The sequence below is a fragment of the Streptomyces sp. NPDC020489 genome, from assembly GCF_044386545.1.
Lineage (GTDB): Bacteria > Actinomycetota > Actinomycetes > Streptomycetales > Streptomycetaceae > Streptomyces.
This window is the reverse complement of record NZ_JBIRUZ010000002.1, coordinates 646957-659440: the sequence shown is the minus strand read 5'-3', so window position 1 is coordinate 659440 and position 12484 is coordinate 646957. Positions and strand designations below refer to the sequence as shown.

12 protein-coding genes are annotated in these 12484 nt (G+C 72.3%); 6 read left to right on the top strand and 6 right to left on the bottom strand.

What is annotated here, in order from left to right:
• Positions 1–120: 120 nt before the first annotated feature.
• Positions 121–1524 carry a dihydrolipoyl dehydrogenase gene (lpdA, locus tag ACH41F_RS06690; protein ID WP_391232017.1) on the bottom strand — a complete coding sequence of 468 codons (1404 nt, stop codon included), beginning with the start codon at positions 1522–1524 and terminating at the stop codon, positions 121–123.
• Between the two features lie 253 nt (positions 1525–1777).
• On the opposite strand from lpdA, the gene ACH41F_RS06685 reads away from it, so the two are divergent.
• Both ACH41F_RS06685 and ACH41F_RS06680 read left to right on the top strand, forming a co-directional pair.
• Complete coding sequence (locus ACH41F_RS06685; protein ID WP_391232018.1) at positions 1778–2617, top strand: endonuclease/exonuclease/phosphatase family protein; 840 nt, start codon at positions 1778–1780, stop codon at positions 2615–2617.
• An 87-nt stretch (positions 2618–2704) separates the two neighbouring features.
• On the top strand, positions 2705–3583 hold the full coding sequence (locus ACH41F_RS06680; RefSeq protein WP_398833506.1) for a GNAT family N-acetyltransferase: 879 nt from the start codon (positions 2705–2707) through the stop codon (positions 3581–3583).
• 32 nt (positions 3584–3615) lie between these two features.
• Here ACH41F_RS06680 and ACH41F_RS06675 read toward each other — a convergent pair whose 3' ends face one another.
• Genes ACH41F_RS06675 through ACH41F_RS06655 form a run of 5 tightly spaced genes read right to left on the bottom strand, consistent with a single transcriptional unit; the run spans position 3616 to position 8934 of the window.
• Entirely contained in the window at positions 3616–4482 is an 867-nt protein-coding gene (locus ACH41F_RS06675) for an STM4011 family radical SAM protein (RefSeq protein ID WP_391232020.1), read from the bottom strand.
• A 10-nt stretch (positions 4483–4492) separates the two neighbouring features.
• Positions 4493–5989: an STM4012 family radical SAM protein gene (locus tag ACH41F_RS06670; RefSeq protein ID WP_398833504.1), complete on the bottom strand. Its 1497-nt coding sequence runs from the start codon at positions 5987–5989 to the stop codon at positions 4493–4495.
• A complete protein-coding gene (locus tag ACH41F_RS06665) occupies positions 5986–6801 on the bottom strand; it encodes an STM4013/SEN3800 family hydrolase (RefSeq protein ID WP_398833668.1) in 816 nt (271 codons plus the stop codon). The genes ACH41F_RS06670 and ACH41F_RS06665 overlap by 4 nt, the downstream gene beginning before the upstream one ends.
• A 7-nt stretch (positions 6802–6808) precedes the next feature.
• Positions 6809–7963: an STM4014 family protein gene (locus ACH41F_RS06660; protein ID WP_391232022.1), complete on the bottom strand. Its 1155-nt coding sequence runs from the start codon at positions 7961–7963 to the stop codon at positions 6809–6811.
• 11 nt (positions 7964–7974) lie between these two features.
• Positions 7975–8934, bottom strand: a complete 960-nt coding sequence (locus tag ACH41F_RS06655) for an STM4015 family protein (RefSeq protein WP_398833502.1) — start codon at positions 8932–8934, stop codon at positions 7975–7977.
• A gap of 172 nt (positions 8935–9106) precedes the next feature.
• Here ACH41F_RS06655 and ACH41F_RS06650 point away from each other — a divergent pair, with 172 nt between their 5' ends.
• The 4 genes from ACH41F_RS06650 to ACH41F_RS06635 all read left to right on the top strand — a co-directional run bounded on the left by ACH41F_RS06650 (position 9107) and on the right by ACH41F_RS06635 (position 12474).
• On the top strand, positions 9107–9433 hold the full coding sequence (locus tag ACH41F_RS06650) for a hypothetical protein (RefSeq protein ID WP_398833500.1): 327 nt from the start codon (positions 9107–9109) through the stop codon (positions 9431–9433).
• A 254-nt stretch (positions 9434–9687) separates the two neighbouring features.
• Positions 9688–10743, top strand: coding sequence for a DUF6745 domain-containing protein (locus ACH41F_RS06645; RefSeq protein ID WP_398833498.1), 1056 nt, complete (start codon positions 9688–9690; stop codon positions 10741–10743).
• Positions 10744–11031: 288 nt separating this feature from the next.
• Positions 11032–11736, top strand: coding sequence for a SigE family RNA polymerase sigma factor (locus tag ACH41F_RS06640; RefSeq protein WP_398833496.1), 705 nt, complete (start codon positions 11032–11034; stop codon positions 11734–11736).
• A gap of 15 nt (positions 11737–11751) precedes the next feature.
• On the top strand, positions 11752–12474 hold the full coding sequence (locus ACH41F_RS06635; RefSeq protein ID WP_398833494.1) for a hypothetical protein: 723 nt from the start codon (positions 11752–11754) through the stop codon (positions 12472–12474).
• Positions 12475–12484 lie beyond the last annotated feature (10 nt).

Here is a 12484-nt window from a genome sequence, read left to right as displayed (position 1 = left end):
CCGATGTGACACGGGTTCGACTCGCTCACGGCTGTTCGGGGCCGTTCGGGGGACTTGTGCCGGGGTCGTGCGGCGGGAGGCGGACAGGGCGGGGGCGGCCCTGTCCGGCCCGTCGCCGTGTCAGAAGTTGATCATGTGTCCGGCCAGGCCGTGCACCGCTTCCTTCACCGCCTCGCCGAGCGTCGGGTGGGCGTGCACGTTGCGGGCGATCTCGTGGACCGTCAGATCCCACTGCTGGGCCAGCGTCAGCTCGGGCAGCAGCTCGGTGACGTCCGGGCCGATCATGTGGGCGCCGAGCAGCTCGCCGTACTTCGCGTCGCTGATGACCTTGACGAAACCGGTGGAGTCGCCCAGGCCGTGCGCCTTGCCGTTGGCGGTGAACGGGAACTTGGCGACCTGGACGTCGAAGCCCTTCTCGCGGGCCTGCGCCTCGGTCCAGCCGAAGCTCGCGATCTGCGGCTGGCAGTACGTGGCGCGCGGGACCATCACATAGTCCAGCTCCATCGTCTCCGCGTCGGCGATCGTCTCGGCGGCGATCACCCCCATCGCCTCGGCGGTGTGCGCGAGCATCAGCTTCGCGGTGACGTCACCGATGGCGTAGAGGTGGGGCACGGAGGTGCGGCAGCGGCCGTCGACCTCGATCGCGCCCCGCTCGGTGAGCGCCACGCCGGTGTTCTCCAGGCCGTAGCCCGTGACGTTCGGGGCGAACCCGATCGCCTGGAGGACCTTGTCCGCCTCCAGCACCTGCTGGTTGCCGTCCTTGCCGGTGACGGTGACGCGCACCTGCGGGCCGGACTCGTCGATCGACTCCACCCGGGTGGAGGTCAGGACGTCGATGCCGAGCTTGCGGTACTGCTTGGCGAGTTCGGCGGAGATCTCCTCGTCCTCCAGCGGGGCGACCCGGTCGAGGAACTCCACGATCGTGACCTTCACGCCGTAGTTGTGCAGCACGTAGGCGAACTCGATGCCGATGGCGCCGGCGCCCGCGATGACGACCGAGCCGGGCAGCCCGTCGGCGAGGATCTGCTCCTCGTACGTGACCACGCGCTCGCTGCGCCGCGTCCCGGGCAGCAGCTTGGGGGTGGCGCCGGTGGCGATGACGCAGTGGTCGAAGCCGATGGTGCGGGTCGTCCCGTCGCTCAGCGCCACGCTCAGCGTGTTCGCGTCCAGGAAGGTGCCCCGGCCGTCGAACTCGGTGATCTTGTTCTTCTTCATCAGGTAGTGGACGCCCTTGACGCGGCCGTCGGCCACCTTGCGGCTGCGCCGGAAGGCCTCGCCGTAGTCGAACGTCACCTGCCCCTCGGCCTTGATGCCGAAGGTCTTGGCCTCGCGGGTGAAGATGTGGGCGAGCTCCGCGTTGCGCAGCAGTGCCTTGGTCGGGATGCAGCCGACGTTCAGACAGACCCCGCCCCAGTACTTCTCCTCCACCACCGCGACCCGCTTGCCCAGCTGGGCGGCGCGGATGGCGGCGACATAGCCGCCGGGGCCGGCGCCGAGCACGACGACGTCGAAGCGGTCATCCATGACGTATCTGCCTCTCCAGGTTCTCCACCGTTACCCCCCTGATCATCCGCCGACACGGAACGTAACGGGAACTCGGGGGTCGGATTCGTTGCTCCGAGCCGTGGGACGGGGGCCCTGTGGCTACCTGTCGATTGGCTGACAGTCTCCCGGTGATCATGCGGAGTCGGTACGCCCGTCCCGTAATCTCGTCTGTAAAGACGTCTGTCATGACGTCGAATGCTGTGTGCACGCGCGTATCCGCGGTGAGGGGGCGTTGGCGTTGGGGAAAGGCACGCGGTTGGTCGCGGGCGCCGCGATCGTGGCCTGCGTCGCGCTGGCCGGCCGCAGCGCGACGGGCGATGCCACTCCGGGCGGGTCGCTGCCCCCCGAGGCCGTCAAGGACGTCGTGGCGAACCGGGTGATGACCTGGAATCTCTGCAACCCGTGCGACGCGAGCAACGCCGACCAGGCCGCCGAGATCGCCGCCTACGCGCCCCAGGTCGTCGCGGTGCAGGAAGCGTGCGTAGGGGACGTCGAGAAGATCCGGGACGATCTGGAACGTCTCCACGGGCTGGTCTACCACGTCGAGTACGGGGCGGTGCTGCGCAACTGGGGCCGCTGCGGGGGAGTGCCGTGGAGTCCGGGTGGCTACGGACAGGCGCTGCTGTCGGCCTCCCCGATGACGGACCGTGTTCTGGAGGAGTACCCCGACGGCGGCTCCGAGGACCGCGGGTACCTGGCGGTGACCACCAAGGTGGGCGGAGAGACCGTCCGGGTGTTCAACACCCACCTCGCCGAACGACGTCAGGAAGAGGTCCGCGCCGAGCAGGCCGACGTCCTCGCCAAGAAGGTCGGGACGTACGACCGTGCGATCGTCCTCGGCGACTTCAACGCCGTGCCGTACGCCTCAGAACTCAGCCCGATGTGGGCGCTGGCCACGGACACCGACCCGCAGTGCGACCCCTCGTCGGCCGGAGCCTGCCGGACGACCACCGACTGGCAGAGCAAGTTCGACTACGTCTTCCTGCGCGGCATCACTCCGCTTCAGCATCATGTGCGGCCCAGCGAGTACTCCGACCACCACCTCGTGTACGCCGATCTGAACCTGGGCTGAGACCGACCACGTGCGGGACGCCCCCCAATGAGGCGCCCCGCCGAAAGCCGGGTGCGCGGGAGTGGCGGGGTGGTGTGTGATCGGGGCATGGCGATCGAGACGGCCCATCCCGATGTCGACGGACTCGACGCCGTGGTGCGGGTGTTGGGGCAGTGGCAGGACGAGCCGGCACCCGTGCAGCTGCATCCGGGGGACGTGGGGTGGTTCCGGCGGTTCGGCGCGGAGCGGACCGCGCGGGCCGTACGGACGTGGCGCCGGGCCGGGCGCGTGCTGGCGGTCGGACTGCTGGACGGCCCGGATCTGCTGCGGCTGGCGATCGCGCCGGACGCCCTGCGGGACGAGGAGCTGGCGCGGCGGATGGTCGAGGACGTGTCGGTGCCCGGGCGTGGGGTGCTGGGCGAGGGCTCGGTGTACGTCGAGACGCCGCCGGGCGCGCTCGTCCGCGAACTGCTGGCCGGGGAGGGCTGGGAGAACGACGAGCCGTGGACCCCGCTCCGGCGCGACCTCGCCGGACCCGTGCCGGATCCCGGCGTACGCGTCGAGGTGGTCGGACCGGAGCAGGTGGCCGAACGGACCGCGGTCCAACGGGCGGCCTTCGACGGGTCCACGTTCACCGACACGAGCTGGCACGCGATGGCGGCCGGCCCGTCGTACCGCGACGCGCGGTGTCTGCTCGCCCGCGACGAGCGGGGCGAGGCGGTGGCCGTCGTGACGCTGTGGTCGGCGGGTCGGGGCAGGCCCGGGCTCATCGAGCCCATGGGCGTGCACCCGGCCCACCGGGGCCACGGTCACGGCCGCGCCATCACCCTGGCCGCGGCGCGGACCCTTCAGGAGCTGGGCGCGTCCAGCGTGGTCGTCAGCACCCCCAGCACCAACATCGGCGCCGTCGCCACCTATCGCTCGGCCGGCCTGGAGCCCCTGCCCACGAAGCGGGACCTGCGTCGGAAGGGGGCGGCCGCCCGCTGATCCGGGTCGGAGCCGACCGACCCGGTGTGCGCCTACGGGCCGTGCGCCTCCGCCGTCCTGGCCGCCGGGACCCGTTCCAGGACCCCGCCCGCGAACACGTCGTACAACGGCAGGGTCTCCAGATGGACATAGCCGATGTGGCAGTCACAGACGGCGAGCGGGCAGGGGCGTGGGCGCAGGGCCTCGCGGTAGGAACCGTCGTAGAGGTTGCCCAGTTCGGCGCGGACGAAGTGGCAGCGCCGGACGGTGCCCTCGCCGTCGACCGAGACGACGGACTCGCCGGTACGGCAGGGCAGCCCCCCGCTGGCGTGCGGGGTACGGCTGTAGGGGAAGAGGGGGTCGAGCGCGGTCCACTCCTCGGCCTCGGCGTCCTGGTACGTGTGGCCCTCGGCCGCGTTGATCCACAGGTAGACGTGTGCCGGCAGGTCGGTCCGCAGGCGGCGGGCGGCCTCCAGATGGTCGGGCAGCCCGACGACACCGACGCTGAACCGGACGCCGCGGTCGGCCAGGTCGCGGCACTTGGCGAGGAAGCGGTCGTAGGGGGTCTGGCCCGGGTGGAAGGTGCACCACAGGGCGAGGGTGTCGAGGTCGGCGTCGGCGAGCCAGTCGGTGCGGCAGCTGAGATTGGTCTGGATGGCGACGCGGCGGATGTGCGGCAGCCGGGACAGTTCGGTCAGGGCGCGTCGGTACCAGGAGCGCACCAGACCCTCGCCCCAGGGGGTGAACAGGATCGAGAGCCGGTCCTCGCTCTGGGCCGCCGCCCAGGCGGAGAAGCGTTCCAGTGCGGCACGGTCGGCGCGGAGTTGGGCGGTGGAGTCGCGGCGCTTGGCGAACGGGCAGTAGGGGCAGTCGTAGTCGCACGAGGCGAGCGGGCCCCGGTAGAGGAGGGTCAGGTCCACGGCTCGCCGCTCACTTCCGCTCGTAGGCGGCCATGGCGGCCCGCACGGCGGGGGAGAACAGCTCGGGTCCGATGGCGTCGGAGTGGGCGAGCCCCTCGGGGGTGAGCCGCAGACGGGTGGCCGTCTCGTCCAGCCACCTGCGGTCGGCGAGGCGTTGGAGTTCGGTGCCGAAGTCGTCGGCGGGGGCGTTCCCGAAGCGGGCCCGGTAGTCGTCGACGGCGAGGCCCTCCGCCTGGAGAAGCGACTGGAGGAGGTGGCGGCGGCGCGCCTCCTGGGCGTCCACGCGGTAACCGATCTCCGCGTGGGCGAAGTCCGTGGTGGCGACGTAGTCGTCGATGATGCCGCGGATCTCGTGCATCCCGACCGCGTAGTCGAAGGAGTAGTGCAGGTCCGTGGTGTACGAACGGGCGCCGCAGCCGAGACCGATCATGCCGTCGGTCTGGCAGGCGTAGTCGTCGGCGCCCTGCGGCGGTGCGTCGGCCCGGCGGAACATCCGCATGGACTGCTGGACGTAGCCGCGCGCCAGGAGATGGTCGCGGCCCGCCCGGTACAGGCGCAGCCGCTGTTCGTCCCAGGCCGGGTCGGGGCCACCGCCGGCGCGATGGCGGTCGAGGCCGGTCAGGGGGCGGACGTAGAGCGGATAGAGGTACAGCTCCTCGGGGTGCCAGGCGAGGGCGGCGTCCAGGGAGTGCCGCCAGGTCTGCTCGGTCTGGCCGTCGATGCCGTAGATGAGGTCGATGTTGAGGACTGGGATGCGGCTGTCGCGGACGCGGGTGAGGGCGGCCTCGACGTCCGCGCGTCGCTGGGGTCGCACCGCGGACCGGGCCTCGGAGTCGACGAAGCTCTGCACGCCCAGGCTGAGGCGGGTGGTGCCGCGGGCGGCCAGGACGGCGAGGCGGTCCGCGGTGGCCGTGGCGGGCGAGGCCTCCACGGACAGCGGGATCGCGCGCAGGTCGGCGCCCGTACGGTGCTCGGCGATGTCGAAGAGGCGTTCCAGCTCGGGCGCGGTGAGGAAGGTGGGGGTTCCGCCACCGAAGGCGGCGGTGGCGAACCGAGGTTCGTCGCCGCCGCCCAGCGCCGCGCGTACGGCGGTGGCCTGCCGCTCCAGCGCGTCCAGGTAGGCGCCGGTCAGGCCCTCGGGGGCGCCGATGCGGGTGAAGAGGTTGCAGAAGCCGCAGCGCACCTCGCAGAACGGTATGTGCAGGTACAGGGAGAGGGCGCGCTTGTCCTGCGCCGCCCACAGCGAGGACAGCGCGGGGCGGTCGGGCAACCGACGGTAGGCCGTCTTGTGCGGATACGCGTAGACGTAGTGCTGGTAGGGCGAGGTGGTCGGGTGGTGCTGGTCCGGCGGGACGGTCGGGTGGTACTGGTCCGGCGGGTCGGTCGGGTGGTGCCGGTCCGGCGAGGTGCCCGCGTCGTGCTGGTCCGGCGGGGTGGCCGCGTCGTGCTGGTCCGGCGGGGTGGCCGCGTCGTGCTGGTCCGGTGAGGTGGCGTGGGCGGTGGTCATCGGGCGGCCTCGGCAGGGTCGAGGAAGAAGTGGGCGTAGGGCACGGTCCACACGGAGGTGTGACCGAGGCGGTGGCCGGTGTAGCCGTCGTCGCCGTAGGCGGTGCCGTGGTCGGAGCAGACGATGGCGAAGCAGCGGCGCCGGGAACTCATGGCGTCGAAGAGGCGGTCGATGTGCCGGTCGACGTACTCCAGCGCGGCGGCGTGCGTGGCGCGGCTGTCTCCGGCCTCGCGCGTCGCGCCGGGCAGGTGGAACCAGTTCGGCTGGTGCAGGGCCGAGACGTTCACGAAGAGGAACAGGCGCTGCTCGGCGGGGAGTCGGGCGATGACCCGCTCGGCACACGCGATCTGGTTCTCGAAGGAGTGCGGCGAGGTGACGCCGAACTCCGGCTCCCAGTGGGCCTCGTGGAAGAGACCCGGCAGCACCGAGCCGAGCGGGCCCTGCTGGTTGAAGAAGCCCACGCCGCCGACGCAGGCGGTGTGGTAGCCGGCCCCGGCGAGACCGGAGACGAGGTCCGGGGTGTCGTAGACGAAGGTGCCGTCGGCGGTGGTCTCGCTGCCGGCGAAGCTGGCCGCGAACAGTCGGGGGTGCGGTCCGGGGGCGGCCGGAGTCGGCAGGAAGCCCGCGAAGATCGCCTGGTGGGAGGCGTAGGTGAAGCTGCCCGGAGCGTGGCGCTCCTCCCAGCGGCCGCCGGGCAGCCGGCGGCCCAGTCGGGGGAGGCGGCCCTCGGCGGCCAGTTCGGCGGCCACGTCGTAGCGCAGGGTGTCGAGGGTGACGAGGAGGATGTCGTCGTGGCCGACGACGTTCCTCATGTCGGGCTCAGGCATGGGGTGTTCCTGTTCTTGCGGGTGGAGCCGGTGAAGCCGGTCGTGCGGGTGCGCGCAGGGCGGCGGCCACCTGAGCGCCATAGGTGTCCAGGCCCTCGGCGCCGCTGCCGGGCAGGCCGGTCAGCCGGGGCAGCAGATCGCCGAAGGCGTTGACCTCGCCGACGAAGGCCCTGCGCCAGCCGATGGCGGGCAGCAGGTCCACGCCGACGCACAGGGTGCGCGGGAAGCAGTGCGCGGCACGCTCGCCCACCTCCAGCACGTCCGACCAGCGCGCGCCCGCCGCCTCGACGGCCCGGCGGGCGGTGTCGAGGTCGCCGCGGCTGCCGCCGAGGTGCAGGTTGGTCAGGGGTGAGCGGCTGGTGCGGACCACCGCGTGGGTGGCCCGCCCCGCCACCACGACCACTCTCAGATCGGCGGCGCGGCCGTGCTGGGAGGCCTTGGGGAGCCAGCGCTCCAGGTGCAGTCCGTCGGGTGCCAGGGCGTCGACGATGACGGCGATGTCCTGCTCCCGTTCGTAGCGGCGCACCCTGAGCGAGTTGTGCAGGCCGTCGTGCGGGGTGAGTTCCACGGAGGTGGTGGCCCGGACGCGGCCCCCGCCGCCGGTCTCGACGGCGAGCACTCCCGAGGCGGACGAGCCGTGGGCGGGCTTGACGAACACCCGGGGCATGCGGTGCTCCCGCATCAGCGCCCGTACGTCGTCCCAGCCCTGGACGCGCGCGCCGGTCGGACCGGACGTGGGCGAAACGGGGACGGGCACTCCCGCCGCGTGGAGCACACCGTGGCACCGGCGTTTGTCGAAGAGCACGGCGAGATCGTCGGTGTCGGCCAGCCGGATGCCGCCGCGCAGTCCGCGCAGCGCGGCGGTGAACCCGGCGTACCAGCGGCCCGAACCCTCCACCCGGGTGGGATCGGTGGTGCCCCGCAGCAGACGGTCGACCTCCGGATGCTCACCGGGGGAGTCGATCCGGACGAACTCGTCGTCGGCGAAGTCCGCTCCCCGCGCGCGCAGGACGTCCAGCCAGGGCACCACGCGCGGCCCGGGCAGGCCGGCCGCGCGCACCGCCTCGGCGAAGAGCGACACCCGGCGGTTGTCGGGGTTGCCGACGACCGCGAAGCGCGCGGGGGTGGCGGACGACGGGGGAGCCATGGGGGGTGAGCTCACTCGCCCACGGCGACATAGCGCCAGACCGTGCCGTCGTCCTCGGTGTCCTCGTCCGCGTCGCCGCGGTCCAGGTCGACGTCGACGCCCGCGGTCTGCAAGGTCTGCCGGAAGCGTTCCACGAAGGGCTCGCTGAGGTAGTGGTGGTGCAGGTCGAGCTTCTTGAGGTGGGTCAGGGGCTGCCCGGCCAGGAGCGCGGCGGCGCCCTCGTCGGTCAGGACGCCCATGGACAGGTCCAGCACCTCCAGGCGGGCCACGACGGGGGCCGAGGCGACGGCCGCGGCCACGGCGTCCTGCATCTCGCTGTTGCGCAGGGCGAGGTGACGCAGCTTCGGCAGCCGGGCACCGGACAGCAGGGGCTCCAGGTCGGAGACCTCGCTGTCGCCGCCGTAGTCGGGGGTGCCCAGCCACAGGTCCAGGTGCTCCAGCGCGGGCAGGTCGCTCGCTCCGATGCCCCGCACCACCTGCGCGGGCAGCCCGCCGGTCTCCACGACGAGCTTGCGCAGCGAGGTGTGGGTCAGCGCCGTGAACCCCAACCCCGAGCCGCCGCGCACACCGAACTCCTCCAGCGCGGGGAAGCCGGCGAGGAGCGGGGTGACGTCGGTCTGGTTGATCCAGGAGATCTCGGACTCCTCCATCACCATGTCGCCCAGGAACAGGGCGCGCAGCGCCGGGAAGCGGTCCCGGGCGGCGAGCAGGGCCTCGATGACGGCGGAGGAGTCGGTCTCGTAGGCCTCCTCCCAGGCGCCGACGACCAGGGCTCGGACCCGCTTGGTGTCGACGGCGTCGCAGAACCGCGCGAAGGCCGCCGTCCAGTTCTCCTCGCTGTCGTACACGTCCGCGGCGACGCGCCAGGCGACGGAGTCGGACTCGGGCAGGTCACCCACCTCGGTGTCGGGGCCGGGGAAGGCGTGGACGGGCAGCCGGTGGAACACGTCGAGGTGGTTACCGATGGTCATGCGGCTGCTCCCGAAGAGAAAGAGTGTGCGGTCCGTGATGCCGCAGTTCTACCAACAGGCACTGACAACGCCGTTCGCCGGGTCGGGGATCGGGGGCGTTGTCAGTGCCGCCGCCTACGGTCTTGGTCATGAGGCCGGTGCGGGTGGCGCACCCGGCGGGAAGGGGACAGCCATGTACCGGCAGGGAGACGTGCTGATCGTGCCCGTGACGGAGGGGGCGGTGCCGGAGCACGTGGCCCGCGCGCCTCGCGAGCGACGGGACGGACGGGGGCGCCTGGTGCTGGCGCTCGGCGAGGTCACCGGGCATGCCCACGCGGTCGTGGGGCCGGGGGAGTTGGTGCGTGAGCCGGGCCCGTTCGGTCCCTTGCTGCTGCACCTGCCCCAGGGCGGCCGGGTGGTCCACGAGGAGCACGCGGCCATCGCGTTGCCCAAGGGCTGGTACCGGGTGATCAGACAGCGGGAGTACGTGCCGGGCTCCGTGCGGATCGTGGCGGACTGAGCGGCGTCCGCTGAACGGAACGTGGTGGAGGAACGGCGTTCGGTGGCGCGCATCGTGGCGGGCTGAACGGCGTTCAGTGAAAACGGACATGCCGGACTGAACGGCGCTCGGTGGAGCGGAACGTGGCGGGCTCAACGGCGTCCGCTGAGCGGAGCGTGGCGGAGGAACGGCGTTCGGCGTGACGGACATGGCGGGCTGAACGGCGTTCGGTCGACCGGGTCCTGGCGCAGGAACGGCGTTCCGTGGAGGGCAACATGACGAGGACGGACATCGAAGTGACAGAGACGGAACAGGGCGCCGCCACCGAGGGGCTGGGCGCCTGGCGGGCCTGGGCCGCGTCGACGGCGCCCGCCGAGCGGGCCACCGCCGAGGAAGGCGTGCGGCGGGCCTATCGGCTGGCGGGGCTGGCGGAACCGGAGCGCGTGGTGTGGGCCGGATCCCCGTCGCAGGCGGTGACGTTGATACGGCAGCTGCCGGACCCGGGGCCGAGTGTGCGCGACGCGGTGCGCAACGCGCCCTGGGTGCGTGCGCGGAGCCGGTTGCACGCCGAGCTGGGCGCCGCCGGGTGGTCGGAGCACTGGGCGGCGACCGGCGGCAGGCTGTGGGAGTCGACGCAGGAGCTCGTGGACCGGATCAGGTCCGGAGTCGTCGAGGAACTGGCCGGCCGGGACACGGGTCGGGAGGCGGCCCAGGTGCGGCTGCTCCTGGTGGACGCCGTGCTCGGGCAGCACGACGCGCCCTGGCTCGCCGCGTTCCCCGCCGACGACGGCCCGCTCGACGCGCTGGCCACGGTGTGCCGCAGCGCGGGCTGGTGGTGGCCGTTCGCCCGCGTCGCGGTGCTGTCGGAGCGGCCCGTGGCCCTGCACCGCGACGAGGCGGGCCGACTCGACCACGGCGAAGGACCCGCGCTCGCCTATCCCGACGGCTTCGCCCTGCACGCCTGGCGCGGCATGCCGGTACCGGCCGCCTTCCTCGCCGAACTGTCCTCGCTCACCCCCGAGCGCATCCGTGCCGAGGAGAACGCCGAGCTGCGGCGGGTGATGCTGGAGTACTACGGCTACGACCGCTACCTCGCCGACTCCGGCGCGCGCCCGGTCCACCAGGACGAGACCGGCACCCTGTGGCGCATCGACCTGACCGACGACGAACCCGTGGTGATGGTGGAGGTGCTCAACTCCACCCCGGAACCGGACGGAACCCACCGCACCTACTGGCTGCGGGTGCCCCCGTCCACCCGGACCGCGAGAGCGGGCGTGGCGTGGACCTTCGGGCTCCAGGCGGAGGCGTACGCACCCCTGCGGGAGACCTGAGGGGCGGACCTCACCTCGTCCAGGGTGCCGCTCGCCCGCGGACGCACGCCTGGGTGCGCTCGCCCACGGACGCACGCCCGGGTGCCGCTCGCCCACGAACGCGCACCCGCACACCCGCCGGGCACCGCGTACGGGCCGCACATCCGCCGCCGCGCCGCGAACTGACGGCGACCTATTTCCGCGCCCCATGCAACCCGCGGTGCCCGAGAGCGGTGTTACTGAAAGAAGCTCGTGCGCCTGACCAGCGCGCGAACAGCGGTAGGAAACGGGAAAAACGGGGTGTACGTGATGACCAGCCCTACGCCCACCGCCTCTCGAAGAGGGGCGGTACCACCGGACCCGGACCGGGAACGGGACACCAGCCCCGGAGGGGAAGACGAGGGGGAACTCGCCCAGTACGAAGCCACGTCCGCAGCCGTGCCCTCCACCGGGTCCGGAGCCGATCCCGGAGCCGATCCCGGGGACGACCCCGACCTCCTGGACTTCGACACCTACGCCGCCGTCCGGTGGCCACGGCTGCTGCGCACCGCGTACCTGCTGACCAACGGCGACCACCACGAGGCGGAGGACCTGGTCCAGGTCACGCTCGCGAAGGTCTATCTGCGCTGGCACCACATACGCACGCTGGACGTACCCGACCAGTACGTCCGGCGCGCCCTGATCAACAACAACACCACACGGCAGCGAAAACGAAGGGTGGTCCAACTCCTCACCCCGCATCTGCCCGAGCACCGGGTCCCGGCCGGGAACGCCGGCGGCCCCGACAGCTACGACACCAGGTCGGAGCTCTTCGCCGCCCTCGCCACGCTGCCACCCCGGCAGCGGGCGGTGGTCGTGCTGCGGTACTGGGAGTGCCTGAGCGAGGAGGAGACCGCGCGGATCCTCGACTGCTCGGTCGGCACGGTGAAGAGCCAGGCCAGCCGGGCACTGAAGAAGCTGCGCTCCAGCGCGGCACTGTCCGACTACGCCGCCACGATGGCGCACGGGCACTAGAAGGACGTGGCAGACATGAAGAGCGACATCACGCCGCAGCCGCCGGTGCCCGAACTGTGGCAGGTGCTCGACGACGCCACCCGGGAGTGCGCCCCCACGGTGTTCCCGGGCGAGCGGATCGTCCGCCGGGCACGGACCATGAGGCGGCGCCGCAGGCTGGCCACCGCGGTCGTGGCCGTGGCGCTGCTGGTTCCGCTGGCCGGCAGCCTGGCCTTCCAGCCGCACCGCACGGCCCCGCCCGCCGTCAGCGCGGCCACCTCTTCAGCGCCCCGCCCCTTCGCTTCCCCCGAGTCGGCCCAGGACCGCTCCCCGGTACGCGTCGTTCGTGTCGGGGAGCGGATCGAGGCCGGACTGGGCGTCTGGTACGAGCTGAAGAAGCGGGAGTTCTGCACCGCGAGCCCGGAGGAGGCGGAGGCCGGGTGCGTGGGGCCGGTGGACGTGGTGCAGCCGGGGACGGTGCCGATGACCGCCAACCAGTACTTCCGCAAGGAGGGAACGGTGAGCATCCTCGTGTACACGGGGAAGACGCCCGCCGCCCGGATCACGGTGACGGAGAACGGTCGGACCGCCGAACTCCCCATTGTGCGGCTGGCCGGGCGGCCCGCCTATGTGAGCACGTACGCGGTCACCGCGCCGACGTCGGGGGACGATCCGCGCGGGATGTTCCACGGCGTCCTGTTCCGCGTGTACGACGCCCACGGCAAGGAACTGGCGAAGTTGGGCGACCACTCCCTCTGAGCGTTCGCCC